This is a genomic window from Streptomyces sp. TS71-3 (assembly GCF_018327685.1).
GTDB lineage: Bacteria > Actinomycetota > Actinomycetes > Streptomycetales > Streptomycetaceae > Streptomyces.
In genome coordinates this window covers 3,592,686-3,619,042 of the sequence record NZ_BNEL01000001.1, presented here as the reverse complement: position 1 = coordinate 3,619,042, position 26,357 = coordinate 3,592,686, and the positions used below count along the sequence as shown (strand labels likewise).

The 26,357-nt window shown below is 75.2% G+C and carries 17 protein-coding genes; 15 read left to right on the top strand and 2 right to left on the bottom strand.

All coding sequences use genetic code 11. The annotated features are described in order from the left end of the window. The first annotated feature begins 254 nt into the window (after nucleotides 1-254). The gene (metE, locus tag Sm713_RS14640; protein WP_249416295.1) at nucleotides 255-2,606 is read left to right on the top strand and encodes a 5-methyltetrahydropteroyltriglutamate--homocysteine S-methyltransferase; all 2,352 of its coding nucleotides are present in this window, start codon (nucleotides 255-257) and stop codon (nucleotides 2,604-2,606) included. Nucleotides 2,607-2,672: 66 nt separating this feature from the next. Here the strand turns inward: metE and Sm713_RS14635 are convergent, their stop codons facing one another. Next, nucleotides 2,673-3,866, bottom strand: a complete 1,194-nt coding sequence (locus tag Sm713_RS14635; RefSeq protein ID WP_212910058.1) for a damage-control phosphatase ARMT1 family protein — start codon at nucleotides 3,864-3,866, stop codon at nucleotides 2,673-2,675. 274 nt (nucleotides 3,867-4,140) lie between these two features. On the opposite strand from Sm713_RS14635, the gene Sm713_RS14630 reads away from it, so the two are divergent. Together Sm713_RS14630 and Sm713_RS14625 are read left to right on the top strand one after the other, a co-directional pair. Continuing rightward, nucleotides 4,141-5,601 (top strand): helix-turn-helix domain-containing protein, encoded by a 1,461-nt coding sequence (locus Sm713_RS14630; RefSeq protein ID WP_212910057.1) that lies wholly within the window; start codon nucleotides 4,141-4,143, stop codon nucleotides 5,599-5,601. Nucleotides 5,602-5,992: 391 nt separating this feature from the next. Next, complete coding sequence (locus tag Sm713_RS14625) at nucleotides 5,993-7,165, top strand: acyltransferase family protein (protein ID WP_249416294.1); 1,173 nt, start codon at nucleotides 5,993-5,995, stop codon at nucleotides 7,163-7,165. Between the two features lie 139 nt (nucleotides 7,166-7,304). Here the strand turns inward: Sm713_RS14625 and Sm713_RS14620 are convergent, their stop codons facing one another. Continuing rightward, nucleotides 7,305-8,624, bottom strand: a complete 1,320-nt coding sequence (locus Sm713_RS14620) for a hydrolytic protein (protein WP_212910055.1) — start codon at nucleotides 8,622-8,624, stop codon at nucleotides 7,305-7,307. Between the two features lie 468 nt (nucleotides 8,625-9,092). Between Sm713_RS14620 and Sm713_RS14615 the strand changes: the two genes are divergently transcribed. The 12 genes from Sm713_RS14615 to Sm713_RS14560 all read left to right on the top strand — a co-directional run bounded on the left by Sm713_RS14615 (nucleotide 9,093) and on the right by Sm713_RS14560 (nucleotide 26,352). Further along, nucleotides 9,093-9,758 (top strand): LuxR C-terminal-related transcriptional regulator, encoded by a 666-nt coding sequence (locus Sm713_RS14615; protein WP_212912013.1) that lies wholly within the window; start codon nucleotides 9,093-9,095, stop codon nucleotides 9,756-9,758. Between the two features lie 476 nt (nucleotides 9,759-10,234). Next, nucleotides 10,235-13,573: a hypothetical protein gene (locus Sm713_RS14610; protein ID WP_249416293.1), complete on the top strand. Its 3,339-nt coding sequence runs from the start codon at nucleotides 10,235-10,237 to the stop codon at nucleotides 13,571-13,573. Nucleotides 13,574-13,595: 22 nt separating this feature from the next. Further along, the gene (locus Sm713_RS14605) at nucleotides 13,596-14,408 is read left to right on the top strand and encodes a DUF4255 domain-containing protein (protein WP_212910054.1); all 813 of its coding nucleotides are present in this window, start codon (nucleotides 13,596-13,598) and stop codon (nucleotides 14,406-14,408) included. 131 nt (nucleotides 14,409-14,539) lie between these two features. Continuing rightward, a complete protein-coding gene (locus Sm713_RS14600) occupies nucleotides 14,540-16,624 on the top strand; it encodes an ATP-binding protein (RefSeq protein WP_212912011.1) in 2,085 nt (694 codons plus the stop codon). Nucleotides 16,625-17,155: 531 nt separating this feature from the next. After that, entirely contained in the window at nucleotides 17,156-18,679 is a 1,524-nt protein-coding gene (locus Sm713_RS14595) for a phage tail sheath subtilisin-like domain-containing protein (RefSeq protein ID WP_212910053.1), read from the top strand. A gap of 82 nt (nucleotides 18,680-18,761) precedes the next feature. Then, a complete protein-coding gene (locus Sm713_RS14590) occupies nucleotides 18,762-19,202 on the top strand; it encodes a phage tail protein (RefSeq protein WP_212910052.1) in 441 nt (146 codons plus the stop codon). Continuing rightward, nucleotides 19,199-19,726, top strand: coding sequence for a hypothetical protein (locus Sm713_RS14585; protein ID WP_212910051.1), 528 nt, complete (start codon nucleotides 19,199-19,201; stop codon nucleotides 19,724-19,726). Before Sm713_RS14590 ends, Sm713_RS14585 begins: the two co-directional genes overlap by 4 nt. Next, the gene (locus Sm713_RS14580) at nucleotides 19,723-19,881 is read left to right on the top strand and encodes a DUF6760 family protein (protein WP_212910050.1); all 159 of its coding nucleotides are present in this window, start codon (nucleotides 19,723-19,725) and stop codon (nucleotides 19,879-19,881) included. The genes Sm713_RS14585 and Sm713_RS14580 overlap by 4 nt, the downstream gene beginning before the upstream one ends. A 1,022-nt stretch (nucleotides 19,882-20,903) precedes the next feature. After that, on the top strand, nucleotides 20,904-23,165 hold the full coding sequence (locus Sm713_RS14575) for a hypothetical protein (protein ID WP_212910049.1): 2,262 nt from the start codon (nucleotides 20,904-20,906) through the stop codon (nucleotides 23,163-23,165). Between the two features lie 83 nt (nucleotides 23,166-23,248). Beyond that, nucleotides 23,249-23,674 carry a phage tail protein gene (locus Sm713_RS14570; protein ID WP_212910048.1) on the top strand — a complete coding sequence of 142 codons (426 nt, stop codon included), beginning with the start codon at nucleotides 23,249-23,251 and terminating at the stop codon, nucleotides 23,672-23,674. A 108-nt stretch (nucleotides 23,675-23,782) separates the two neighbouring features. Further along, entirely contained in the window at nucleotides 23,783-24,526 is a 744-nt protein-coding gene (locus Sm713_RS14565) for a LysM peptidoglycan-binding domain-containing protein (protein WP_212910047.1), read from the top strand. After that, on the top strand, nucleotides 24,523-26,352 hold the full coding sequence (locus Sm713_RS14560) for a VgrG-related protein (protein WP_212910046.1): 1,830 nt from the start codon (nucleotides 24,523-24,525) through the stop codon (nucleotides 26,350-26,352). The genes Sm713_RS14565 and Sm713_RS14560 overlap by 4 nt, the downstream gene beginning before the upstream one ends. The last annotated feature ends 5 nt before the right edge of the window (nucleotides 26,353-26,357 follow it).

Below are 26,357 nucleotides of genomic sequence, written 5' to 3'. Positions count from 1 at the left end.
GCCTGAAAGGCGTGGGAGGTGCCCCCAGTCGTGGCTGGTCGCGCCCACGCGGCGGAGCCGCACATCCGACACAGCCCCGCGCCCCTGGGCAGCCCGGGGTGCAGCCCCACACACGGGCACCCGAAACCAGCCGGGGCGCAGCCCCACGGTCGGGGCGCGCCGATATGCGGCTCCGCCGCGCGGGCGGTACGCACTACCCTGGCAAATCGCACCCTTTTGCCCGCTTCACCCCCCCGTCGCAAAGGAGCGTTCCCGTGACCGCATCACCCGGCGCCCCACCGGCCGGGGCAACGGTGTACGGCTACCCCCGCCAGGGCCCGCACCGCGAGCTGAAGAAGGCGATCGAGAGCTACTGGCGGGGCCGCGCGGACGCCGCGGCCCTGCACCGCACCGGGGCCGAGCTGCGCCGGGACAACTGGCGGCAGCTCGCCGAGGCCGGCATCGACGAGGTGCCGACCGGCGACTTCTCGTACTACGACCACGTCCTGGACACCTCGGTCATGGTCGGCGCCGTCCCGGAGCGGCACCGCGCGGCCGTGGCGGCGGATCCGCTCGACGGCTACTTCGCGATGGCCCGCGGCACGGAGGACACCGCGCCGCTGGAGATGACCAAGTGGTTCGACACCAACTACCACTACCTGGTGCCCGAGCTGGGCCCCGGCACCGTCTTCACCGCGGACCCCGGCAAGCAGGTCGCGGAGTTCCGCGAGGCCCGCGCGCTCGGCCTCACCGCCCGCCCGGTGCTGCTCGGCCCGGTCACCTACCTGCTGCTGTCCCACCCCGGGCCGGACGCCCCGCCCGGCTTCGACCCGCTGACCCTGCTGGACGCCCTGCTGCCCGTCTACGCCGAGGTGCTGACCGCGCTGCACGGCGCGGGCGCCGCATGGGTGCAGCTCGACGAACCGGCGTTCGTGCAGGACCGCACCCCCGCGGAGCTGGCCGCGCTCGCTCGCGCCTACCACCACCTGGGCTCCCGCCCGGACCGGCCGCACCTGCTGGTCGCGTCCTACTTCGAACGGCTCGGCGAGGCGCTGCCGGTGCTCGCACGGGCGCCCGTCGAAGGGCTGGCACTGGACTTCGCCGAGTCCGGCCCCGCCGGGACCCCGGGGTCCGCCGGGGCCGCGAACCTGGAGATGCTCACCGGACTCGGCGGCCTGCCCGGCAAGCGGCTCGTCGCCGGCGTGGTGCACGGCCGCAACATCTGGATCAACGACCTCCAGGCGTCCCTGACGACGCTGGCGGCGCTCCGGGGCCTGGCGGACCGGGTCGACGTGGCCGCCTCGTGCTCGCTGCTGCACGTACCGCTGGACGCGACGGCCGAGCGTGGGATCGACCCCGAGGTCGCCGGCTGGCTGGCGTTCGCGCGCCAGAAGGCCGGCGAGGTCGTCACCCTCGCCCGCGGCCTCACGCACGGCGCCGGCGCCGTGGAGAGCGAACTGGCCGCCAACCGGGCCGCGCTGGCCTCCCGCGCCGAGTCCCTGCACACCCGCGACCCCGCCGTGCGGTCCAGGACCGCTGCCGTCACGGACGCCGACGCCCGCCGCGCGGAGCCGTACGCCCGGCGCGCCGCCGAGCAGCGGGCCCGGCTGGCGCTGCCGCCGCTGCCGACCACCACCATCGGCTCGTTCCCGCAGACCGGCGGCCTGCGCACGGCCCGCGCCGACCTGCGCGCCGGGCGCATCGACACCGCCGCGTACGAGGAGCGCATCAGGACCGAGATCCGCGACACGGTCGCCTTCCAGGAGGCGGCCGGGCTCGACGTGCTGGTGCACGGCGAGCCGGAGCGCAGCGACATGGTGCAGTACTTCGCCGAGCAACTCACCGGCTACGTCGCCACGCGGCACGGCTGGGTGCAGTCCTACGGCACCCGGTACGTCCGCCCGCCGATCCTCTCCGGGGACGTCTCGCGGCCCGAGCCGATGACGGTGCACTGGATCTCGTACGCGCAGTCCCTCACCGAGCGCCCCGTCAAGGGCATGCTCACGGGGCCCGTCACCATGCTCGCCTGGTCCTTCGTCCGGGACGACCAGCCGCGTGCCGAGACCGCGCGGCAGGTGGCGCTGGCGCTGCGCGACGAGGTGCGCGACCTGGAGGCCGCGGGCACGCCCGTGATCCAGGTCGACGAGCCGGCGCTGCGGGAGTCGCTGCCGCTGCGCGCCGGCGGCAGGGCCGCCTACCTGGCCTGGGCCGTCGAGGCGTTCCGGCTGGCCACCGGCGCGGCCGGCGCCGGCACGCAGATCCACACGCACATGTGCTACGCGGAGTTCGGCGACATCATCGAGGCCATCGACGAGCTGGACGCCGACGTGATCAGCCTGGAGGCGGCCCGCTCCCACATGCGGGTCACGGGCGAGCTGGCGGGCTACGGCTACCCGCGGGAGGTCGGCCCCGGCGTGTACGACATCCACTCGCCGCGGGTGCCCGGCACCGCGGAGGCGGCGGCCCTGCTGCGCGACGCGCTCCGCGACATCCCCGCCGAGCGGCTCTGGGTCAACCCGGACTGCGGCCTGAAGACCCGCGGCTGGCCCGAGGCCGGCGCGTCCCTGGAGAACCTGGTGGCGGCGGCCCGGGAGATCCGCACGGAGCTGGCGTCCGGGCGGGGGTGACGGCGGCACGGCCGCCTGGCTGCGCGGGCCGCACGGGGCGGGGCGCCGGAACCGCCGTCCAGCCGCCTACCCGCGCACCTGGATCAGCGCGTGCTCCCCGCTCGTGCGCCACCGCTCGCCGTGGGCGGCGGTCAGGGCCGCGGCCGTGTCCGGGTCGAGGCCCACGATCACGTCGGACTTGAGGATCCGCAGAGCGGCAACCGGCGACGGGAAGTGGGCGGTGCGCTCGGCGAAGGACGTGGTCGGGGGCCAGAGGCGGTCGCCGACGAGACGGCGGTAGTTGAGGTCGCCCTTGAACAGCGTGACGCTCGCCCCGGCGAACGCGCCGCGCAGGTCGTCCGGCATCTGCCGGTACGTCAGCGGTGTGCAGGAGAAGGAGTGGGCCGACACGTCCAGCCGGCCGTCCCGCAGCGCCTCCTCCAGCCGGCCGGCCGCCTCGGCGGCGGCGCCGCCCGCGGCCCGGCAGTGCCGCAGGCAGTCCAGCACGTCGGCCATCGTGGCGTCGGAGACGTAGTACGGGCGGGGCTTCACGTGCAGCACGGCGCGGGCCGCCCGCCCGCCGGCCAGCAGATGGTCGACCAGCAGGAGGTCCGGCACCAGTTCGCGTCCGGCGTTGTCGGCGACGAGGTGGAGCGTGGCGCCGCCCCCGGCGGGCAGCAGGGACCACAGCGCCGCGGAGTCGTCGGCCACCAGCGGGGTGCCGTCGTCCGTTTCTCCGGCGCCGTCGCCTGCCAAGAGGCGGAAGCCGAGGTCGGCGCGGTTGCCCCAGAGGGCTCCGTGCAGGAGGGCGGCGTCCTGCTCGTGAGGGGGGCGCGCCGCGAGCCGGTCGAGGACGGCCAGTTCCTCGCGCGCCTCGGCGGTGCCCAGCTCCGCCTCCTTGAACGGGCGGAACGGGTCGATGCCCTTCCAGGGCCCCTCGGCGAACCAGCCGACCGCGTCGAGGAGCTTGCGGTAGAAGTAGCTCTCCGCCCACAGGAACGGCGCGTCCAGCCAGGGCCGGCCGAAGTACGGAGCACCCCAGCGCTCCCACAGGCCGCCGTCGGCGGCGCCCGGACCGAGCGGCTCGATGGGCCCGGTGATCTCCCGGGCGAGCCCGTCCAGGGCGGCCAGGCGCTCGGGCCCGTACGGGAAGGCGCCCCGGACCCGCTCGATCAGGGCCGGGTGGCGCTCGGTGAGGACGCCGTGGGCGAACGAGCCCGGCGCGCTGCTGACGATGGCGGGGGCGCCGGGAGCGGCCCCGGCCTCGTCCGGTTCGGGCATGGCGTCCTGGTCCTTTGGGGTGGGTGTCCGGCGGCCCCGCCCGCGGGGGAGGGCGCCGCCGCCTCACCGTACCGTCCGCTTCGGACCGTCGCGGGGCGGGCGGTGACCGGATGTGCCCGGATCGGCCAATGGACAGGAGTTCGGATGGCATCCTGGGGACTCGCCAAGGCGGCGGCGCGCCGAGCGGAGGCGGCCAGACGGCCGTGCGTGCGCCCCGTCGACGTCGTACCGGTACGGGTGACCGATACGGGCTTTCGGACGAAGCACGGAGAGCATGATCGACATAGCTGAGGTCGGCCGGCGCGAGACCCTGCGGCAGCTCGCTCTGCGGCCTGACGGCCTGCGGCTTCTGCTGGGGTGGCTGGCGCGGCAGGTGGACGGGGAGGCCGTCGTCGTCACCGGAGACCAGGACGCCCGCGAAGCGCTGTCGCACCTGCCGGAGGAGATGGTGGCGCCGGTCGACGGCATGATCCGGCGTGTCGCGGCAGGCAGGGCCCGGTCCGCCGCGCTGGACGCCGGGTCCAGAACGGTGTACGTCGCCGCTGTCGGCGCGGAGGATCCGCGGATCACGCTCGTCGTCACGTGGGAGGGGGCGCTCTCCCCGATGCGGGACATGGTCACCGAGGCGTCGGGATACCTGTGGCTGCGGTGGCGGGTGGAGGAGCTCCAGCGGGAGCGGGACGCGACGGAGCAGGCGGACGCCACGACCAGGGAAGCCGTTCTGCACCTGCTCATGACGGGCCATGTGCACGAGGCCCGGCGCGTCACCGGCGCCCTGGGCACCCGGCTCGCCGATGTCATACGGGTCTACGTCGTCGAGTGCCCGCCCGGCCTGCGGGAGAAGGCCGTCCGCAGCTGTGAGCAGGCGACCGGCCGGCACGGCTGGCTGATCCGCTGCCCGGTGTACACCCGGCACCTGATCATCCTCGCCCCGTCGGCCCCGCGGGAGGCCGACCGCGCCCTGAACGACGGGCTGCAGGCCTGGGTGAGGAACCGTCCGGGCTGCTACGTCGGGGCCGGGCACGCCGTGGCCCTGCGGGACACGGCGTCGGGCTACGAGCAGGCGTTCCACGCGCTCGCGGTCGCCAGGAGCGGCGCGGGGCGGTGCGCGACGTTCAGCTCCCGGACGGAACTCCCGAGCCTGATCGACAGGTCCGGTTACGGGTGGGCGTACCGCAGGCTCCGCCCGCTGCTTGACCACCGGGCCCGGCGGCCCCAGGACCCGGACGCCGGGGAGCTCCGTGCGACCCTCACCGCCTGGCTGGCGTTCTCCACCCGGGCGTCCCGGCTGTTGAAGATCCACCGCAACACGCTCGCCGCCCGGCTGCGGCTCCTGGGCGAGCTCCTCGGCGACGACGTGCACGACCTGTCGACGTGCGCCGAACTCGACCTGGCGCTGCGCATCCTCGACCGCCGCCACGGCCCGACCGAGCAGGACGCCGTGCCGTTGGACCGGCTCCTCGCGGCACCCGAGGTGCTCCACTGGGCCACGGCCCTGCTCGACGGGATAAGCAGGGCCGACGCCCATCTCGGGGTGACCCTGCGCACCTGGCTGGACAGCGACGCGAACGTGGCCGCCACCGCGACGTCGCTGAACCTGTCCGTACCGGCCATCCGCAAGCGGCTGCTGCGCATCGAGCAGATCACCGAGCGCTCCCTGCTCAACGGGCCCTCGTCGCTCTACGACCTGAGGCTCGCCTTCCGGACGGTCGATCAGCAGGACCCGCCCGTCTGACCTGGGCCGTTCGGGCGCCCGGTGGGCGGCCGGCGCCGGTTCGCGCAGCAAGCGGAAACCCGTTGCGGCGGTCATTGTGCAAAGAGGTCATTGAGCAGCGCTCCCCGGATTGGGCAGAGTTGACACGTGAGGAGCCGGTAGGGGACCCGCTTCTCGGCAGTGCTGAGCCGTTCCGCGGCGGCAGGGCGAGGGACGTGGTGGCCTCTCGGCTCGCTGCGGTTCGGCCGGCGCTCATCGATGCCATGTCGATGGGGGGACCTCGGCCGGGCCCGCGCAGGGGAAGGGCCCGGCCGGGGGCGGGCCGCTCAGTGGCCGGTGCGGCGGCGGCCGGTCGGCCCCGGGCGCGCGGATGTGTTTGCCGGGCGCGTCACGGGTGAGCAGCACCAATGACATGTCCGAGACTTTCTTAACAGGACCCCGAACGCACCCCGCCCCCGCGCGGGACGCCTACTTCGACAACGCCAAGTACCTGGCCATCGTGCTCGTGGCGATGGGCCACTCATGGGAACCGCTGCTCAGTGGCAGCCGGACGGTGGACGCGGTCTACATGAGCGTCTACACCTTCCACATGCCGGCCTTCATCCTCATCTCCGGCTATTTCTCGCGCAGTTTCGACGCCCGGCCGAGCCGGCTCGGGCGCCTGGTCAGCGGGGTCGCCGTCCCGTATGTGATCTTCGAGACGGCGTACGCGCTCCTGGTGCGCGGAGCGGCCGGCGATCCGTCGAACCCGATATCGCTGCTCGATCCCTGGTATTTGACGTGGTTCCTGCCCGCGCTGTTCGTCTGGCGGCTGACCACGCCGCTCTGGCGGACCCTGCGGCATCCGCTGCCGATCGCCCTCGCCCTGGCTGCGCTCGCGTCCATGTCGCCCTCGATCGGGGACGACCTCGACCTCCAGCGCGTGCTGCAGTTCCTGCCGTTCTTCGTGCTGGGACTGCGGCTGCGCCCCGGGCACCTGGCGCCGCTGCGCACCCGCCGGGCCCGGCTGGCGACACTGCCCGTGCTCGCCGCCGCCGTGCTGGTGGCGTACTGGGCGGTGCCGCGGATGGACTACGTGTGGTTCTACCACGACAACAGCGCCCAGGAGCTGGGCGCGCCCTGGTGGGCGGGCCCGGCGATGACGGCGGGGCTGCTGGCCTGCTCGCTGGCGCTCACGGCGTGCTTCCTGGCCTGGGTGCCGCGCCGCCGCACCTGGTTCAGCGCGCTCGGCACCGGCACCATGTACGGCTATCTGCTGCACGGCTTCCTCATCAAGGGCGCGCTGTTCGCCGGCTGGTACGACCATCCCTGGCTGCACGGCCCGCTCGGCGAGGTCGCGGTGACGCTGGCCGCCGGGTGCGCGGTGACGCTGCTGTGCACGCCTCCGGTACGGCACGCCTTCCGCTGGGTGGTGGAGCCGCGGCCGACCCTGCTGCTGCACGGCGGGCCGCACGAGCCGCACGAGCCGCACGGGCCGCGCGAGCCGCACGGGCCGCACGGGCCGCGCCATCAACGGAGGCCCGGCGCCGCATCCGACGCCGGCAAGGAGGTCGCCGGGCACGGGCCCGGCCGGCGACCAGGGTGACGGGGCCAGGGCGCCCTGGCGAGACCATGGCACCCTGGCGAGAACTCGGCGTGCACCACCCGAGCGCCTCCGTGCGCCCCTTTTGATCGACGGCGCGCCGCTTGGTGTGGTCGGCGCCCGTCTGGTTCAGTTCTTGAGTTCAGTGCTTGAGGTCGCTCAGCCGACCGCTGACGTTGAGCACCTCCGCGCAGCCGGAGGCCTGCTTCCCGGAAGCGGGGGTGCCGGGCTTTCGACAAGTGACGTCCGCGGTCACCGTGGCGTTCTCGGGGATCTCGATCGGGGTGACCCAGTGGTAGTCCTGGTTGCGGAAGGTCTCCAAGGCGATCGTGGTGATGGTGCGTTCCCCGAACGTGATGGTCAGCAGGCCCTCGTCGCCCTGATAGTTGGCGACGACGATGTCGGTGACGCTGAAGACCTTGCCCTGGTCCACCTTGTAGGTGCCGACCTTCCTGCCGCCGGGCCCCACGTTGACCTCAAGGGTCGTGGAGTACTGCCCGCCGCCCGCGGCCGTTCCGGTTCCGCCGCCGGTGCCGCCCTGGCCACCGCCTCCGCCGCTCGCACTTCCGGGAGCGCTCCCATCCCCGCTGCCGCCTCCCGTGGCGCCCGGGGTCTTCTGGCCGCCCTGCCCGGCCCCGTCGTTCCTCGGCGGGGTGTTCTTGGCGGCCTCCTTCGCGGCCTCCTTGGCGGTGCTCTGCACCGCGGGCCTGACCAGCGCGAACCACGCGAGCAGCAGCGCGATCAGCGCCGCGAGCAGGGCCAGCAGCCACTTCGGCAGCACGGAGAGCTGGACGAACTCGCCTTCCAGAGGCGCCGGCCGGCCCGGCTGGAGTGCGGGGCCGTCCTCGGGCAGCCCCTCGCCGCTGAGGGCGGTGTCGACCGTGAACGGCCAGGTGACCGGCTTGCCGAACCAGATCAGCTTGCGGGTGCGCACCCGCAGCCGTACCTCGGCGGACTCCCCGGGCTCCAGCCTGGGCCCGCTCGGGTCGAAGGCGAACTTCAGGTCCTCGCCGGCCTGTCCGGCCGTCAGTCCCGCGGTGACGGGGGTGTTGCCCTGGTTGCGCAGCGCGGTGCGGTACCGGGCGCCGAGCCAGCCGCGGCGGCGCTTCGGTTCGAGTGCGGTGCGCAGCTCCCAGAACGGCTCGATGTGCACGGTGGTCTCGGGCACGACCACCGACTCCGGGCGCTCCGCGGGCAGCACCCGCACCCCGAGGGGGACTTCTCCGGCACGCACGTCGGACGAGCGCGGCGGCGTGAGGCGCACCGTCACCGTCTCGGACGTGCCGGGGTAGAGGGACACGCGGGCGGGTTCGACGATGCTCCACGCCGCGCAGTCGCCGACCACTTCGAGCGTGTAACCCTCGACGATGTCGCTGTCGTTGCGCACGGTCAGGGTCGTGGTCGCCGTGCCGCCAGGCGACACCGTCACCGTGGAGGCCGCGATTTCGGCTGCAGTGGTCACGGGCCGAAGGTAGGCGGCAGTGCCCGCCGTCCGGCAGGAGCCCGGGGGCAACGGGCGGGCAGCCCCGGTGCCCCGGCGGAACACCACTGCGGTGCCCCGGCGTTGACCGGATGGTCGGACCAGCGATCCGCCACGGGCGACGGTGCAACGGAGCCCGTCCCCTGTCCCAGTGCCCCGGGTACGCCCAAAACGGCGGGCCGCTGCCCGGCGTGACCACCGAAGCGACCACTACCCATCGACCACTCATCGACCGCTCACCGACTTCGCGACCACGTATCGACCAGTTCACGTATCGACCAGTTGACGAACCCCGGCGAACCCCCCAGTGGAACCCCTGCGCACGACGGAGGTCGAAGACCATTGAGCAACAGTGACAAGACCCTCCCGGCCCAGACCAGGCCGGACGGGGCGGACGGGAGCGGGACCGCGGCACCACGGGGCCCTGGCGGCGGCCCGCACCGCAGGCTCATCGCGCCGACCGCGGCGGGGCGGGCCACTGGCCGCGCCAGGCAGGACAGAGTCTCCGTCGCGGTCTACGCGGGGGACCTGATCTTACAGGCGGGCGTGGTGCACCAGCTCCGGCAGCGGCCCGAGGTGGAGCTGCTGCCGGACGCCGAGGCGGACCGCGCGCAGGCGTCGCTGGTCGTGGTGGACACGGTCGACGAGTCCGCCGTCAAACTCCTCACCAAGCTCCGCCGCAACGCCTCCACCCGCACCGGTCTGGTCGTCGGCGCCTTCGAGGCGAACTCCCTCCAGACGATGATCGAGTGCGGGGTCGCGGCGGTGCTGCGGCGCGCGGAGGCCGACCAGGACCGCCTGGTGCACCTGGTCACCGCGCTGGCCCGCGGCGAGGGAGTGCTCCCCGGCGACCTGCTCGGCAAGCTGCTCGACCACGTGGGCAGCCTCCAGCGCACCGTGCTCGATCCCCGGGGGCTCACCCTCTCCACGCTGACCGCCCGGGAGGTGGAGATGTTGCGGCTGGTCGCGGAGGGGTTCGACACCGTCGAGATCGCCGAGAAGACGTCGTACTCGGAGCGGACGGTGAAGAACGTGTTGCACGAGCTGTCGACGCGGCTTCAGTTGCGGAACCGGGCGCATGCGGTGGGGTACGCCATGCGGCACGGGCTGATATGACCTGACGGTCCTGTCGTCGCCCGTCGCGCCCACGCGGCGGAGCCGCACGTCGACAGGGTCGCGCCCCCTTCAAGGCCGGGCTCCGCCCCGGCCCACCTGGGGGCGCGGGGCTATATCGACATGCGGCTCCGCCGCGCGGGCGCGAGCAACCACCCACCCACCGGTGGTCCGGATGCGACAGAGACTGCCCCTCGGGGCGGTGACGAACCGACGGTCCGTCGTGGCTGGTCGCGCAGTTCCCCGCGCCCCTTGAGAGCGGGGCTGCGCCCCGATCGAGGGGGGCGGGGTGTGCCGATACGCGGCACCGCCGCGTGGGCGCGAGCAACCCCCCGCATGCCCCCGCCGCATGGCCCCGGAAGGCACCAGCGTTGCCCCGAGGGCGGGACCCCGGGGCCTGGGCGGGGTGGCGGGGGGCGGTGAGACTTCCGGCAGAGAGCCGTATCCGCAGGGTCGTTGCCCAGACAGTGAGGTGGACCGTGATCGGCACCGCTGGACCGGGCGGGCTGACCCGGCCGGCCAGACTGGCAGCAACCGCGGTGCTGTTGTCCGCCTCGCTGGCGGCCGGCACCGCAGGGGCCGTGTCCGGTCCCGGATCGGGCGAGGGAACGCCGCGCGCGGCCCAGGAGGGCCGGATCGTGTTCGCCGGCACCGCGCACCGCAGCCTCGGCGAGGTGACGGACCCGGGGCGCAGCGACCCCCTCTTCGGCCCCGGCCCGGCCCACTTCGACCAGCAGGCGTCGGCGCGGGGCGGCCAGATAGTCTTCACCAGCCTGCGGGACGAGCCGCGGCCCCAGGTGTACCTGCGGGACGCGGGCGGCGCGGTGCACCGGCTCACCACCGGTCTGGACGCGGCGCACCCCCGGCTCACCCCCGACGGCCGCTCCGTGGTGTTCGACGCCGCCGAGCCGGACGGCCTCGGCGGCACCCAGCGTGACCTGTGGCTGGTCCGCACGGACGGCACCGGCCTCACCCGCCTCACCGACACCCGCGCGGCGGAGATATCGCCGACCGTCTCCCCCGACGGCACCCGGATCGCCTATACCGGCGACGCGGCCGTGACGGGCTGGCAGATCTACGTACGCGACCTGTCCGGTGGCACACCGCGGGCGGTGACCAGCGCGTTCGCCGGGAACGCCACCCAGCCGGTGTGGAACCCGGTCGGCGACGCCGCCCACCGCGACCTCATCGCCTACACCCTCGATCCGGTGCAGGTGAGCTACCCGACGGACCCGCCGAGCGACACGCCCCGTTCGGCGCCCTCGGCCCCGGCGGACGGCCCCTCGGACGCACCCACCGGTGGGCCCCCACCCGACGCCACGCCCTCCGACCGCGGACTCCTCACGTCCGCCCTCACGTACGCCGCCCCCGCCGCGGCCCGCGCGGGCAGCGTGGACGACGCGCCCGTGCCGCGGGACCCGCGCCTGTACGTCGTCACCGCCGCGGGCGGCGACGATCAGCCCCTGCTCGCGGGCGAGCAGGCCGGCTGGCGCACCCGGTCGGCGGACTGGCTGCCCGGCGGGGACTCCGTCCTGTTCGTCAGCCCAGACCACACCTGCACCTGCGACACCCACTTCGACCTGATCTACCAGGCGGTCACGCACTCCGAGGACACCGCCCAGATACTGCTGAGCGAGAACCGCCTGGACGACGGGCCCACCTGGCTGGACGGCCCCCAGGGCGGCCACGTCGTCGTCACACGCACCACCGCCGAGGCGGTCTCGTCCGAAGTGAACGGGTCGCACACCGCGACCCTCCAGGACATCCGCCCGGACGGAACCGACCCCCGCGACCTGGGCGTGCCGATCCTTCGCGAGGACCCGGCAGCGGACACCAACACCGACCCCTCCGCCGACCCGCTGTTCCAGCCCGGGGAGGGCTTCGACCCCTGGACCGAGCGGCAGAGCTACACGCCGGACGGCCGGGGGATCATCGTGACCCGCTTCGAGGACACCGACGCGGGCCGGATCGAACGGATCTGGCTGACGGACGCCGACGGCGCCAACCCGAAGGTGCTGCCGCTGGCCGGCCGCGGCCCCACGGACTGGGACACCGACCCGGCCATCTCGCCGGACGGCACCCGGATCGCGTTCACCCGCACCTCGCCGGGCGGCACGGGCACCTCCGCCGGGCCCAGCCGGGTGCTGATCGCCGAGGTCGCCACCGGCCGGATCATCGGCGCCGTCCAGCAGCCCGAGGGCCAGGGCGGCAACGACGCCCAGCCCGCCTGGTCGTCCGACGGTACCCGGATCGCGTTCACCCGCAGCGCCACCATTGACGACACCGGCGGCAACAAGCACGTCTGGACCGTGCCGGTGGACGCCCTCGACCGGCAGCAGGACCTGAGCGCCAGGGCCTGCCCTGGCAGCTGCCAGGTCATCGACGACAGCCCGGCGTTCTCGCCGGACGGCACCAGCGTCGCGTTCAACCGCAAGGACGGCGCCGGCCGGGTCAACGAGCGCGACGGCGTGCTCGTCGCCTCGCTCACCGGGGGCGGCTGCCGGGTGGTGCTGCCCGCCGGGCAGGGCGACTGCTCGAACGAGCTGCCGGACACCACCGCCGCCGGCCCCTACCAGCCGCGTGACGTGGCCTGGTCGGCCGACGGTACGCAGCTGGTGCTCACCGCGCGCCGCGCCCTCGCCGCCAACTCCCCCGAGGAACTGCTGCTGGTCGACCCCGCGGACGGCACCATGACGCCGCTCGGGGCCGACCTGCCGGGCCGTCAGAAGGAGCCCGCGTTCCAGCAGTCGGTGGACCTCGCCGTCGGCGCGCCCGCCACGCTGCCGCCGCTCCAGACCGGCGCGCACACCACCGTCACGGTCACCGTCACCAACCACGGCCCCTCGCCCTCGCCCGGCACCGCGCTGACCGTGGCGCCGCCGCCCGGGGTGCGCGTCGAGGGCCTGACCACCCCGGCCGGGAGCTGCGACGCCGCGGCGCTCCACTGCGACCTGGGCGTGCTGGCGCCCGGCGCGAGCGTCCCGGTGTCCGTGGAGATCACCGGTGTCACCGAGGGCGAGCAGCGGCTCGGCTGGTCCGTCACCGGCGCCGTGGTCGACCCGGAGCCGGGCGACAACGCCGCGGAGACCGTCGTACCGGTCACCGCCGCGCCCGGGTCGCCGCCCCCGGACAACCCGCCACCGCCCGCCGACAACCCGCCGCCCGCGCCGGAGGCCGGTCCCGCGGTGACCGTGAAGGCGCAGCCGAACCCGGGTTACGTGGGCGGCCGGGTCGTCGTCACCTACACCGTCCGCAACGGCCGCGACGCGCTCGCCACCGGGCTGCGGCTGAACCTCGGCCTGCCCGCCGGGATCCCCCGGGACCGGCTGCCCGCGGGCTGCACGGACGGGCAGTGCGCGCTCGGCGACCTGAAGCAGGGCGACTCCAGCGTGGTGCGCGTGGTGCTGCGGCCCGACAAGGCCGTCAAGAAGGCCACCGTCACCGCGCGGCTCACCACCACCGGCACCGACGCCGACCCCGGCGACAACACCGCCCGCACCATGCTGCGGATCCTCCAGCCGAAAATCGTGGCGGTGCCCCCCATCGGGAAGCCCGGTTTCGTGACGTCGGTGCGCGGCGTGGACTTCCCGCCGGGGGCACCGGTGCGGTTCACTTGGAAGCCGGGGATCACCGCCGCCGCGGCTCCCACGCCTGCGGCCCGCAGCGGCAGGTTCGCGGGACAGCTCCTGATCCTCGCGAAGGACCAGACGGGCAAGCGCACCATCACGGCGAAGGGCCCCGGCTTCAGCCCGGTCACCACGCCGTTCCTGGTGGTCAGCGGGACGATCGGCCCGCCGGACGAGGTGACGCGCCGGTGAGCCGGGAGCGGACGGTGCACGGGTGATCCACGAAGTCGACGAGGCACTGCGGCTGCTACTCGCCGAGGGCGGCATCGTGGACGGCGGGGTGGACCTGGTCTTCGACGCGCCCACCAAGGACTGGTCGGCCCGCCGCAACGCCCCGACGGTGAGCGTCTTCCTCTACGACATCCGTGAGGACGCGGGCCGCCGGCAGTCGGGCAGCGCCGCGGAGTACGACGAGGCGGGCGCCGTCGTCGCCCGCCGGAGCCCCCCGCGGTGGTTCGAGCTGACCTACCTGGTGACCGCGTGGACCAACCGGCCGCAGGACGAGCACCGGCTGCTCTCCCAGGTGCTGCGCTGCCTGGCGCACTCCGACGTGCTGCCGCGCGAGATGCTGACCGGTTCGCTCGCGGAGCTGGGCCTGCCGGTCGGCCTCGCCCTCGGCTCGCCCGGGCCGGACGGCCCCTCCGCGTCGGACGTGTGGTCCGCGCTCGGCGGCGAGCTGAAAGCCGCGGTCGAGCTACGCGTGTCGGCACCGCTCGCGGGCGAGCGCAGCGCAGTGGGCCCGCCGGTCACGGAGGGGCTCGTGCTGCGGGCGGGCCAGGAGCGCAACGGCTCGCGGGTCGCGGGGGGTCCGGACGGTGCCGGGGGCGTGCTCGGGCCGGGCGCAGCCGGGAGCGCGGAAACGGAAGACGCGCTGGAACCGGTGGGTCCGGACGGGCCCGCGCGCGAGCGTCCCGGCCGCCGGCTGCGGTACGCCGAGGCCACCGACCCGGGCGCCGACGGCTTCACCGCGGAACGCGACCGGCCGCTGCCGCCCGGCCGGCGCCGGCGCGGCGGGACGGTCCGGTGAGCTCCGGGGCCGGCCCGGAGCCGGTCAGATCGTCCGGAGGGGCGAGCGGGGCGCAGGGAGCGGCGGCCGGCGGGGCGCACGCCACGGCCGGCGCGGCGCGCGCGACCGAGCCCGCGGACCACTTCGGGGACCTGTGGACCCGGTTGAGCCGCGTGGAGGACCGGGTGCGGCGGGCCGTCGAGTCGCGCAGGGCCGACGACCCGGACCCCGACGACCCGTACCGCGGCCAGTACCTCACCCCGGAGGAGGCCGACCGGATCCTGCACGCGCCGTCGGCCCTCGCGGCGGGCGGCGCCGGACCGCGGCCGGCCGGCGGCGAACACGCCGTGTACGGGCCCGGGGAGCCGCCCGGCGCGCCCGTCACCCGCTTACAGCGGCTCGCCGCGGCGTTCGGCCTGCTCCCCCTGGACGTGGAACTGCTGCTCGTCGCGCTCGCCCCGGACATCGACGCGCGCTTCGAGCGGCTCTACGGCTACCTCAACGACGACCTGACGCGGCGCCGGGCCACCATCGGGCTGGCGCTGGAGCTGTGCGAGGTGCCTCCGGCGGGCCCGGCCCGGTTCCGCTTCTCGCCGGCGGCGCCGCTGGTGGCGGGCGGCCTCGTGCAGCTCTTCGAGGCCGACCGCCCGTTGCTCTCGCGGGTACTGCGGGTGCCCGACCGGGTCACCGCCCACCTGCTCGGCGACGAGGAGCCGGACGCCCGGCTGCACGGCCTGGTCCGGCCGGGGCGCGGCACCGGGCGCCGGCCGGCCGACCCGCTCACCACGAGGGTGGCCGCCGCCGCGGCCACCGGCAGCGGTCTGGTGCACCTGCACGACCGGGGCGGCGACGCGGGCGGCCTCGCCGTCGAGGCGCTGCTGCACTGCGGCCGAAGGCCGCTGGTCCTGGACATCGCCGCGCTCACCGCGGGCCCGGTCCCGGAGGAGTTGCCGCAGGTGCTGGCGACCGAGGCCCGGCTGAGCTCCGGCGGCCTGGTGCTCGGCCCGCTGGAGACGCTGGCGCCCGAGCGCCCCGAACGGGCCAGGCTGCTCCGCGAGGTCTGCGCGGCCGCGGCCGGGCTGCCCCTGATCACGTACGGCGCGCGAGGCTGGGATCCGCTGTGGACCAGCCAGGGCCCGGTGCCGTTCACGGTCGCCCCGCTCACCGCCGAGCACCGGCTGCGGCAGTGGCGCGACGCGCTCACGGGTGCCGCGGGAGCGGACCGGGCGCCGGCCGTGCTGCCGCCGGACGACGAGCTGGCGGCGGCCGTCGCGTCCTACCGTCTCGACGCGGAACAGGTGCACCGGGCCGCCGCGGTGGCCGTGCGCATCGCAGCGGCCGACGGCCGGGCCGTGCACGGCGACGACCTGCGGACCGCGGTGCGCGCCCAGAACGGCGCCGGCCTCGAACGCCTCGCCCGCCGCATCGAACCGGTCGTCGGCTGGGCCGACCTGGTGCTGCCCGAGCCCACCCGCCGCCAGCTGCACGAGCTGGCGCTGCGCGCCCGGCACCGCGAACAGGTCCTGGGGCAGTGGCGGATGCGGCCCGGCGGCGGCCGGGGGCGCGGGGTGATCGCGCTGTTCGCCGGGGAGTCCGGCACCGGCAAGACGATGTCGGCGGAGGTCGTCGCGGCGGAGCTGGGCATGGACCTGTACGTCGTCGACCTCTCCACGGTCGTGGACAAGTACATCGGCGAGACCGAGAAGAACCTGGAGCGGATCTTCACCGAGGCGGCCGGCGTCAACGGCATCCTGCTCTTCGACGAGGCCGACGCGGTCTTCGGCCGCCGCTCCCAGGTCAAGGACGCCCACGACCGGCACGCCAACGTGGAGTCGGCCTACCTGCTGCAGCGCATGGAGTCCTTCGACGGCATCGCGGTGCTCACCACCAACCTGCGGGCCAACCTGGACGAGGCGTTCACGCGGCGCCTCGACGTGGTCGCGGACTTCCCGATGCCCGACGAGGCCCAGCGGCGCGCCCTCTGGGACCGCTGCCTGGGCGCCGCGCTGCCTCGCGACGAGGGGCTCGACCTGGATTTCTGCGCCCGGCGCTTCGAGCTGGCGGGCGGCTCGATAAGGGCGTGCGCGGTGACCGCGGCGTACCTCGCGGCCGAGGCGGGGCGGCCGCTCGGGATGGCTCAGGTCGTGTCGGCGGTGATGCAGGAGTACCGGAAGCTGGGCCGACTCGTCCTGGAGAGCGAGTTCGGCCCTTGGCTGGACTCCGTCCAGGTCGCCTAGCGGCGAGCAGTCGCCCGTGGGCGCCCCGGCCCACCACCGGCCGGTGGCCCGGCGGCGACCCCGACTGCCGCTTCGGGATGGTGGCGACCTGACGGTGTCTCCTGGCTGGTCTGCGCAGTTCCCGCGCCCCTAAGTGGGCCGGGGCGAAGCCCCACGTACGGGTCCGCCCCGAAAGGGGCGCGGGGAACTGCGCGAGCAACCACCCACCCACCGGTGGTCCGGATGCGACAGAACCAGCCCCCTCGGGACGGTGACGACCTGACGGTGTCGTCGTGGCTTGTCGCGCAGTTCCCCGCGCCCCTAGGTGCGCCGGGGCCAAGCCCCGCGTACAGGCGCCCCGACAGGGACGCGTAGCCGTCCGGCACCGCAGGTGCGCCGAGGGATGTGGGACGTGGGAGCCCCCAGGGATACCGGGGTTGCCCCGGAAGGCATCACCGTTGCCCCGAGAGCGGGTCGCCGGGCCCTGTTGGCCGGGCCGTCAGGCCCGCGACGCTCTGAGGCGACGTCAGTGGCCACACCGAAGGAGCGAGCATGCCGTCGTACCTCACCCCCGGCGTGTACGTGGAGGAGGTCCAGTCCGGAGCGCGGCCGATCGAAGGGGTCGGCACCGCCGTCGCCGCCTTCGTCGGCTTCGCCGCGGCCGGTCCGTTCCACCAGCCGACGCTGGTGACCAACTGGGACCAGTACACGCAGGCCTTCGGCGGCTTCACGGAAGGCACCTACCTGGCCCACGCCGTCTACGGCTACTTCGCCAACGGCGGCGGCAGCGCGTACGTGGTGCGGATCGGCGGCCCCGCGCAGGGCGCGGACGGCGCCGGCGCCCAGGAGCCGGCGCCGGTCGAGATCGGCGGGCTGCTGGTCTCCGCGCTGCCCGGCGCGGGCGCAGGCATCACCGTGGAGGTCGCCGACGCGGAGGGCGAGAACCCGCCGGAGGACCGGTTCCGGCTGGTCGTCCGGCAGGAGGGCAAGGTCGCCGAGACCTTCGACGTCTCCACCCGCAAGAACGTCAAGGCGTACGTCCTCACCCAGCTCCGCGAGTCCAAGCTCGTGCGGGCCGAGGAGCAGGCGGGCGTGGCACCGAGCCGCCCGCAGAAGGGCACCCTCGCGCTGGGCGCCGGCCCCTCGCCGGCCCCGGCCGGGCAGTCGCTCAGCCCCACCGAGTACGTCGGCGACGCCGGCGCCCGCACGGGCTTCGCGGGTCTTGAGGCGATCGACGAGATCACGATGGTGGCGGTGCCCGACCTGATGAGCGCCCACCAGCGCGGCGACATCGACGCGGAGGGCGTCAAGACCGTGCAGCTCGCGGTGATCAGCCACTGCGAGCAGATGGGCGACCGGGTCGCCGTCCTCGACACGCCGCCGACGCTGCCCGCCCAGCACGCCCGCACCTGGCGCAACGACACCGCCGGGTACGACTCCCGCTACGCCACCGTCTACTACCCGTGGATCAAGGTGTTCGACCCGGCGACCGGCCGCAACACCACGGTCCCGCCCAGCGGCCACGTGGCCGGTGTGTGGGCCCGCAGCGACACCGAGCGCGGCGTGCACAAGGCCCCCGCGAACGAGGTGATCCGGGGCGCGGTCGACCTCGACGTCAGGCTCAGCAAGGGCGAGCAGGACCTGCTCAACCCGATCGGCGTCAACTGCATCCGGGCCTTCCCGGGCCGCGGCATCCGCATCTGGGGCGCCCGCACCCTCTCCTCGGACCCGGCCTGGCGCTACCTGAACGTCCGCAGGCTCTTCAACTACCTGGAGGAGTCGATCCTGCTGGGCACCCAGTGGGTGGTGTTCGAGCCGAACGACGACCGGCTCTGGTCGAGCATCCGGCGCAACGTCACGGCGTTCCTCACGGAGGAGTGGCGGCGCGGCGCCCTCTTCGGCCGCACCGCCGAGGAGGCCTTCTACGTCAAGTGCGACCGCGACAACAACCCGCCGGAGTCGATCGACCTCGGCCAGGTGATCTGCGAGATCGGGGTGGCGCCGGTGAAGCCCGCCGAGTTCGTGGTGTTCCGGCTCGCCCAGTTCTCCGACAGCACCAGCCTCGTCAACGAGTGATCCGCGGGCCCGCGGCGGCCCGCGCCAGCAAGGCGACCGGCCCGCAGCAGGCCGGTCCCGTTCCGGAAGGTGACACACAGTCATGGCAGAGGGTGACGCTCTTTCCACGCATGTCTTCGGCGTGCAGCTCGGCGGGTACCTCGTCGAGTCCATCCAGGAGATCAGCGGGCTCACCGTGGAGGAGGAGGTCGTCGAGGTCCGCCAGGTGACCTCCGACGGCAAGCAGATCATCCGCAAGCAGCCCGGCGCACGGCAGGCCGGCGAGGTGACGATCACCCGTGGCCTGGACAAGAGCAGCGAGTTCACCAAGTGGATCAAGGAGACGCTGAACAACGGCGCGGTGGACACCGCACGGCAGAACCTGACCATCGAGATCAAGGACTCGACGGGCGCGACCGTGCGGCGCATCCAGCTGATGCAGGGCTGGGCCAGCAAGTGGGAGGGCCCGTCGCTCAAGGCCGGTGAGTCGACGGCCGCCACCGAGACCGTGACCATCACCTTCGAGGAGATCGTGGTCGAATGAGGCGGCGGACCGTCACTGCCAACACCCTGGAGGAGATCCTCCAGACCACCCGGCCTCCCGACCGCGACGAGCCGGCGGCACCCGCGCAGGCACCGGATCCCACCCAGGCCCCGGCCGCGGCGGCCGCCGCGGCCGGGCGGCCCGAGCGGCACGCGCTGCGCACCGAGTTCGACTTCGAGCTGCCGCGCGGCTACCTCGACGACGACGGGGTGCTGCACCGCAGCGGGTCGATGCGGCTCGCCACGGCCCGCGACGAGCTGCGCCCGCAGATCGACCTGCGGGTCAAGGAGAACCCGGCGTACCTCAGCGTGGTGCTGCTCAGCCAGGTGATCACCCGCCTGGGCACGGTCACGGACATCCACGCCGGGGTCGTCGAGCGGATGTACGCCACCGACATCGCGTTCCTCCAGGACTTCTACCGGCGGATCAACAGCGAGGGCCACACGCACGCGGCCGTGACCTGCCCCCACTGCAACGGCTCGTTCGAGATCGACCTCTCGGGTGGGCGCCTGGGGGAATCGTGACGTACGCGCTCCCCCGGCTGCGGGAGGAGATCGCGTACATCGCCTACCACTTCCACTGGCAACGCGAGGACATCCTCGACCTCACCCACGACGAGCGCAGGCAGTGGGTGCGGGAGATAGCGCGGATCAACACCCGCGTGAACGAAGGCGGGTGAGCGGGGTGCGGATCCGGGATGTGTTCCGGCGCGCGGCGCCGGGTGCGGCGGGCCCGGGGCACGACGCGGCTACGGCTTCGCGTGCGGCTTCGGGGTCGGGTGCGGCTTCGGGTGCGACGGGCGCGCCGGTCGCCACGGGTTCTCCGGCTTCCGGAGACGGTGCGGTGGCGGACCCCGGCGGCGAGCCGGGCGCCGGGCGCGGGACCGCGGATGCGCGCGCGGGTGCGGGTGCGTCCGTGATCGGCGGGCGGGTGACGGCTGTTCCCGAGGCGTGGGACGGCGGGTGGCGGCGGACGGCGCCTCCCGTGCTGACCGTGGCGCGCACCGCGCTCGGGGTGAGCGACGGGCTGCGGTTCCGCGCGGGCCTCGCCGCCTGGCAGAGCCCCGCCTTCCACAAGGAGTTGGGCCACGCCGTGCTGCCGTCGGCGCCGGTGGGGCTGCTGCACGACGTGGCCCGCCCGTCCGCGCGAAGCACCGCCCGCCGTGCCTCCGGGAACGGCGGGCCACTGCTGCTGTCCGCGGCCGGACCGGTTCCGGGCTCCCCCGCCGGCTCGGGCGCGGGGCCTGACGCGGGTGCGGTCGGTCCGGTCGTGGGAGCAGCGCGGCGCGGGGAAGCGGAGGCGTCCGGGCCGCTCGCCGTGAGCGGGCCCGATGCCGCGGCGGGCTTCGGTGCCGCCGCAGGCCCGGCGGGCCCGGCGCGACCCGCGCCGGTGCGCCCGCACCGGACCGGACAGGCGCTGACGGTGGCTCGGCGTCCAGCCATGCCCATGCGGCGGCTCACCGCTGTGACGCCGCCGGTCCGAACCGCCGGGGGCACGGGCACGGTGGGCTCCGGCGGGTCGGCACGGGGTTCCGGGGCGGCGGGACCTGTCCAGCGCGCGGGGTCTCTCGGGTCCACCGCATCGGCTTCAACGGCTTCCGCGTCGGCTTCCGCGGATTCATCGGCTTCGGCGGCTTCATCGGCTTCGGCGGCTTCGTCAGCTCTGGCGCCGTCCTCGGGTCAGCCGGGAGGGGGCGAAGGCGTGGCCCGATCCGCCGGCGGTGCGCCCGGATCCGGACCCCGAGCCGGGGCGGGCGCGGCGGGGGACGGAGGGCCCTCCGGCTCCGGAGCCTCCGGAACGGGCCGTGGGCCGGCGGGGGTGCGCCCGGCGCTGGGCGAGCCGTTGTCCGCGCTGCCCGCGACGGCCGCGCCGCTCTCGGGGCCGGGCTCCCCCGGCACCGGGTCCGGCCAGGACTCCGGCTCCGGCTCCGGCTCCGGCTCCGGCTCCGGCTCCGGCTCCGGCTCCGGCTCCGGCTCCGGAACGATGCCGGTGGTGCAGCGCAGCCCCGCCGAACAGGCGCCCACGGGCACGGACGCCACGCCGCCGCCCGGTGCTCGGGAACCCTCCGGGCCGGCCGCTCCCCCGGCACCGCGTGAGACGCGTGCGCCCCGGCCCCCCACCCGCGGCGGCCTCGGCGCCCCGTTGGCCGCGCTGCCGGGCACGGCGGTCCCCTCCGGCGGCGCGCCGCTCCTCGGCAACCGTCCCGTGCAGCGTTTCGTGGACGGCGAGTCGGGCGGTGCGGCGGGCGTCGATGGGTCCGCGGGCGCCCAGGACGCGTCCGTCGGCGTTCCTCTCGGTGGCCCCGGCGGGCGCGACCGTGCCCATGCCGGTGACGCGCCGCCGTCGATGCCGGTCACGGGAACGGACACCCCATCACGGGCCAGGGCGGCCGCCGCTGCCGCCCTGCCCGAACTGCGCAGGGCCGTGGAGGCCTGGCACGCCGCGCAGGACTCCCGGCCGGCGGGCTCGGGCCCCGGCAGCGGGCCCGCGTCCACCGGGGCCGGGGGCAGTGGCTCGGGTCCGGGCGGCCAACGGCACGGTGGTCCCGGTGGGTCCGGCGGTTCCGGCACCCCCGGCACCGGTCGGACTCCGGGGCCCGGGGACGGCGCAAGGACCGGCACACCCCGCGGCCGTGCCACGGACCGCGGCGGCTCCGGAACCCCGGCCCACGTGCAGCGAGCAGCGGAAACGGCGAGCCGGGCGGCCCACGCGTCCAAGGCGACGTCCGGGCAGGGCGGCGGCCCGGCCTCCCCGGCGGGCGGGCACGGAGCCGCCGGAACCCCGGGGCACCCCGGGCACCTCCAGCGGCTCGCGGGAGCCAACCCCGCACCGGATTCCGCAGCGCACGGCACGGGAACGGGCGGCGCGCCCATGCCGCTCGTCCACCGCGGTTCTCCCGACGTCGCCGGCCCCGGGATCATCCGCACCCGCGGCCTGCTCGCCCACCGCCCGCTGACCGTTCGCACAGAGGGCCCCGCGGGGTTCTCCGCCACCGCCCCGGCCACCGCCACCGGAAACCGTCCTCCCGTGGTGACGGCCACCTGGCGCCGGGAGCCCGCACCGGGTGCGCCGGCGGACGCACCGTCACCCACCGCATCCGGCCCCTCGGGTGCGACCGGGGCCACGCCCGTCCAGCGCCGCCAGGGCCCCGCCCGCCACCCCGGCCGGACGACCGCCCCCCGCGAACAACCCGGCACAGACCCCACCGTCCACACCCCCTCCCCGGCCAGACCCCCCGCCTCCGCCACCCCGAACACCACGCACCCCGTGCCGCCGCCGAGGACCCCCCTCCCGCCGCACACCCCCCGTTCCGCCCAGGGCTCCCCCCTCGCGCACGTTCAACGGACCGCCGCCGACCCCGCCCCCGCGGCCCCGCCCACCTCGCGCCCCGCCCCCGCGGACCGCACCGGCCCCGTCCCCGTCGTACGCCCCGCACCGCCCCGGGACCCCGGCCCCGCCGCCGCCGCGGTGTCCGTCCAGCGGATGCCGGTGACGGTGGACCCGCCCGATCTCCTCACCGCGGGCGCGCCGTCCGAGAACGCCCTGCCCGGCCTGCCGGTGCGTGCCGAGAGGCGCGCGGAAGGCGGCGGCGCGCCCGGAACGGTTCCGGCGGGATCCGCTCACCGGGGCGACCGGCGGGCGGCGCCGCCCCGGGCCGCGTCCTCGCAGGGGATCCCCGACGCCACGGCCAGGGCCGTGCAGCGCGCCGCGGCGGCCGCCGGGATCTCCGGGGTCCCCCTGACCGCCGTCCAGCCGCGCTCGGTGGGCCCGCCGGCCGGGGCGCCCGCACCGCCGCGCACGAGCGGCTCGACCGCACCGGCTCCGGCGGAACCCGGCGGGCTCACCGGCACCGACCTGGAAGAGCTGGCGCGCCGGCTGCTCGACCCGGTCGGCCGGCTCCTCAGGGCGGAGCTGAGACGCGGCAGGGAGCGCGCCGGCCGCCCGTACGACCGGCACCGCTGACCCCGATCCGCTGACCCCGATCCGGGGGACCGGCGTGAACCGCCCACCGACCCGCACGGGCCGAGCAGAGAACGGAACGACGCATGACGGACGGCATCTTCGCGACCAGCGTGTTCTTCAAGCTGGCCATCGGCGGCAACGACCTCGGCGCGTTCCACACCTGCTCGGGCCTGGGTGCCGAGGTGGAGATCGAGCAGTACGCGGAGGGCGGCAACAACGGCTTCGCGTGGCAGCTGCCCGGCCGGATCACCTGGACCAACATCACCCTGACCCGCCCGGTCACCGCGGACACCGCCAAGATCGCGCGGTGGCTGGACGAGATCCTGCGCAAGGTGGAGCCGAAGGACGGCGAGATCGTGGCGCTCAAGCCGGACCTGAGCCCGATCGTGAGCTGGCAGGTGCTGGGCGCCGTGCCGGTCCGCTGGCAGGGCCCGTCGTTCGACCCGGCGACCTCCGAGGCCGCCGTCGAGACCCTGGAGATCGCCCACGAGGGGCTGCGCCCCTCCTGACCCTGACCGCCCGCCGACCCGCACCCGAGGAGAGCCACCACAGCCCACCGCCCCGCCCCGCAGCCCCCGTATCCGTGACGCCGTCCGCCCCGAGGAGGGAGGAGCACCGTGTCCCCCGCGATCCGCACCAGCCGTGCCCGTGCCCAGCTGACCATCATGGAGCCGCCCGCGAAGGTGGGTGCCCGGCCCGGCGGCACCCTGGCCCGGGTGCAGTTGCAGTTCAACCCGGCGCAGCTGTCGCTGTCCAAGACGACCGAGTGGCGCCGCACGCCGTCGCGGATGGCCGGGCAGTCCGCGCTGCCCGAGTTCGTCGGCAGCGGGCCGCGCTCGCTGTCCCTGGAGGTCTTCCTGGACGCCACGGCCACCCACGACAACTCCGTGGAGAAGGCGGTGGAGCAGCTGATGACGGCGTGCGTGCCGACGGCCCGCAGCCTGGCGCGGAAGACGCCGGCGAGCCCCTGGGTGCGGTTCGACTGGGGCACCTCGAAGACGACGTCGTTCGACGGGGTGCTGTCCAGCCTGTCCGTCTCGTACACGCTGTTCGACGTGGACGGCAAACCGCTGCGGGCCACCTGCTCGCTGTCGATCGAGGAGGCGAGCGTTGACCCGGCGGGGCAGAACCCGACGTCGGGCGCGCGGGAGGCGCACAGCACCCACCAGGTGGTCGCCGGTGACAACCTGCCGCTGCTGGCGTGGCGCGAGTACGGGGACGCGACGGCGTGGCGGACCATCGCGGAGGCCAACGGCATCGACGACCCGATGGCGCTGGCCCCGGGCACCGAGCTGGTGGTGCCGCGTCTGGAGCGGAGCGGGGACGCGCGGGGCGAGGCGGCGGGCGGTGACGCGCGATGACGACACCGGAGGCGCAGGGCGGCCGTTCGTTCGCGGCGGACCCGATCGTTCAGGCGCCGGGCGAGCTGCCGCCCGCGTGGGTGACGCAGCTCGTCAGCTGCGTGGTGGACGAGAGCACGGGGTTGCCCGACGCGGCGGTGCTGACCTACCGCGACCCTGGACACGACTTCCTCCAGGAGACCGGCATCACCCTCGGCACGCAGCTGACGATCTCCGTGGTCACCGTGCAGGGCAACGCGCGCGAGCGGCTGTTCACCGGCGAGGTGACGGCGCTGGAGCTGGACAGCGACACCACGGGCGCGTTCACGGTGGTGCGGGCGATGGCGAGGACGCACCGGCTGATGCGCGGCCGCAAGGTGGTGGCGTTCCGGAACATGACCACGTCCGCGATCGTGCGCAAGATCGTCTCCGGTGCGGGGCTGCCCCTGGGGCGGGTGCAGGCGGCCGACGTGGCGCACAAGCAGATCTCCCAGCCGAACGTCTCGGACTGGGAGTTCCTCCAGTACCTGGCGCAGGAGAGCGGCGCCCAGCTGACGGTGGACGACCAGGGGAAGCTGGAGTTCGTCCGCCCCCGTCCCGCCTCGGGGGCCCCGGCGCCCTCGACGCCGGCCACGCAGAACCCGCTGGTGCTGGAGCACGGCCGCAACCTGCTCGCCCTGCGCGCCGCGCTGACCGGGGCCGACGGTGCGGACAGCGTGGAGGTGCGGGGCTGGGACGTCACCGCCAAGCGGGCGGTGGTCTCCCGGGAGCCGTCGGTGCGCAGCGGCACGGCCGTGCCCGGCCTCAGCCCCGCGACGGCGAGCCGGTTCGGCGCGGGCGCGCGGATGACGGTCGCCGACACCCCGTACCGCACCCAGGCCGCCGCCATGGCAGCCGCCGGGTCGCTGGCCGCGTCGGTGAGCGCCGGGTTCGCGGAGGTGGAGGCCGTGGCGGAGGGCAATCCGAAGCTGCGGGCCGGGGTGCCGGTGGCGCTGGGCAACGTCGGCGCCCAGTTCTCAGGCCGCTACACGGCCACCGCCGTCCACCACGTGCTGGAGCCGGGCGGCGGCTACCGGACCACGGTGGTGGTGAGCGCCGCCCCGGACCGCTCCCTGTCGGGCCTGGTGACGGGCGGGAACGCGGTGCCGCGCGGGATGCGGATGCCGGGCCTCGCGATCGGCATCGTCAGCGACGTGCGCGAGCCGGGCGGTGCGCAGCGCGGCTCGGTGCGGCTGAGGTTCCCGTGGCTGTCCGAGGACTACGTCAGCGACTGGGTGCGCTCGGTGCAGTGGGGCGGCGCCCAGGGCGGCGGGGTGTTCAGCGCGGAGGTCAACGACGAGGTGCTGGTCGGCTTCGAGCAGGGCTCGCTGGACAGCCCGTACGTGCTGGGCGGCCTCTACAACGGCGTCGACGCGCCCTCGCCGCACGACGTGCCCCTGGTGAACGCCACCGACGGCAAGCTCAACCGCCGCTCGCTGGTGTCCCCCTCGGGTCACCGCCTGGAGCTGCTCGACGCGCGCGGGGGCCCCTCGGGGGTCCGGCTCGCGAGCGGCGACAAGCGCCTCGAAGTGCTGCTCGACGCGGAGAAGGACCGGATCGACCTGAACGTCCTCGGCGCCGGCGGCCGGCGGACGATCAGCTCGGTGTCGCTGACGCCTACCGGGATCACGCTCGACGCGGGCACCGGCAGCGTGGACATCCGGGGCCGGACGGTGACGGTGAACGGCACCCAGAACGGCACCGTGGACGTCCGCGGCGGGTCGGTGACCGTGAACGGCACCCAGAACGTGACCGTGCAGGCCGCGCTGGAGGCGGTCCTGAAGGCCGCCATGGTCCGGATCAACTAGGCGCC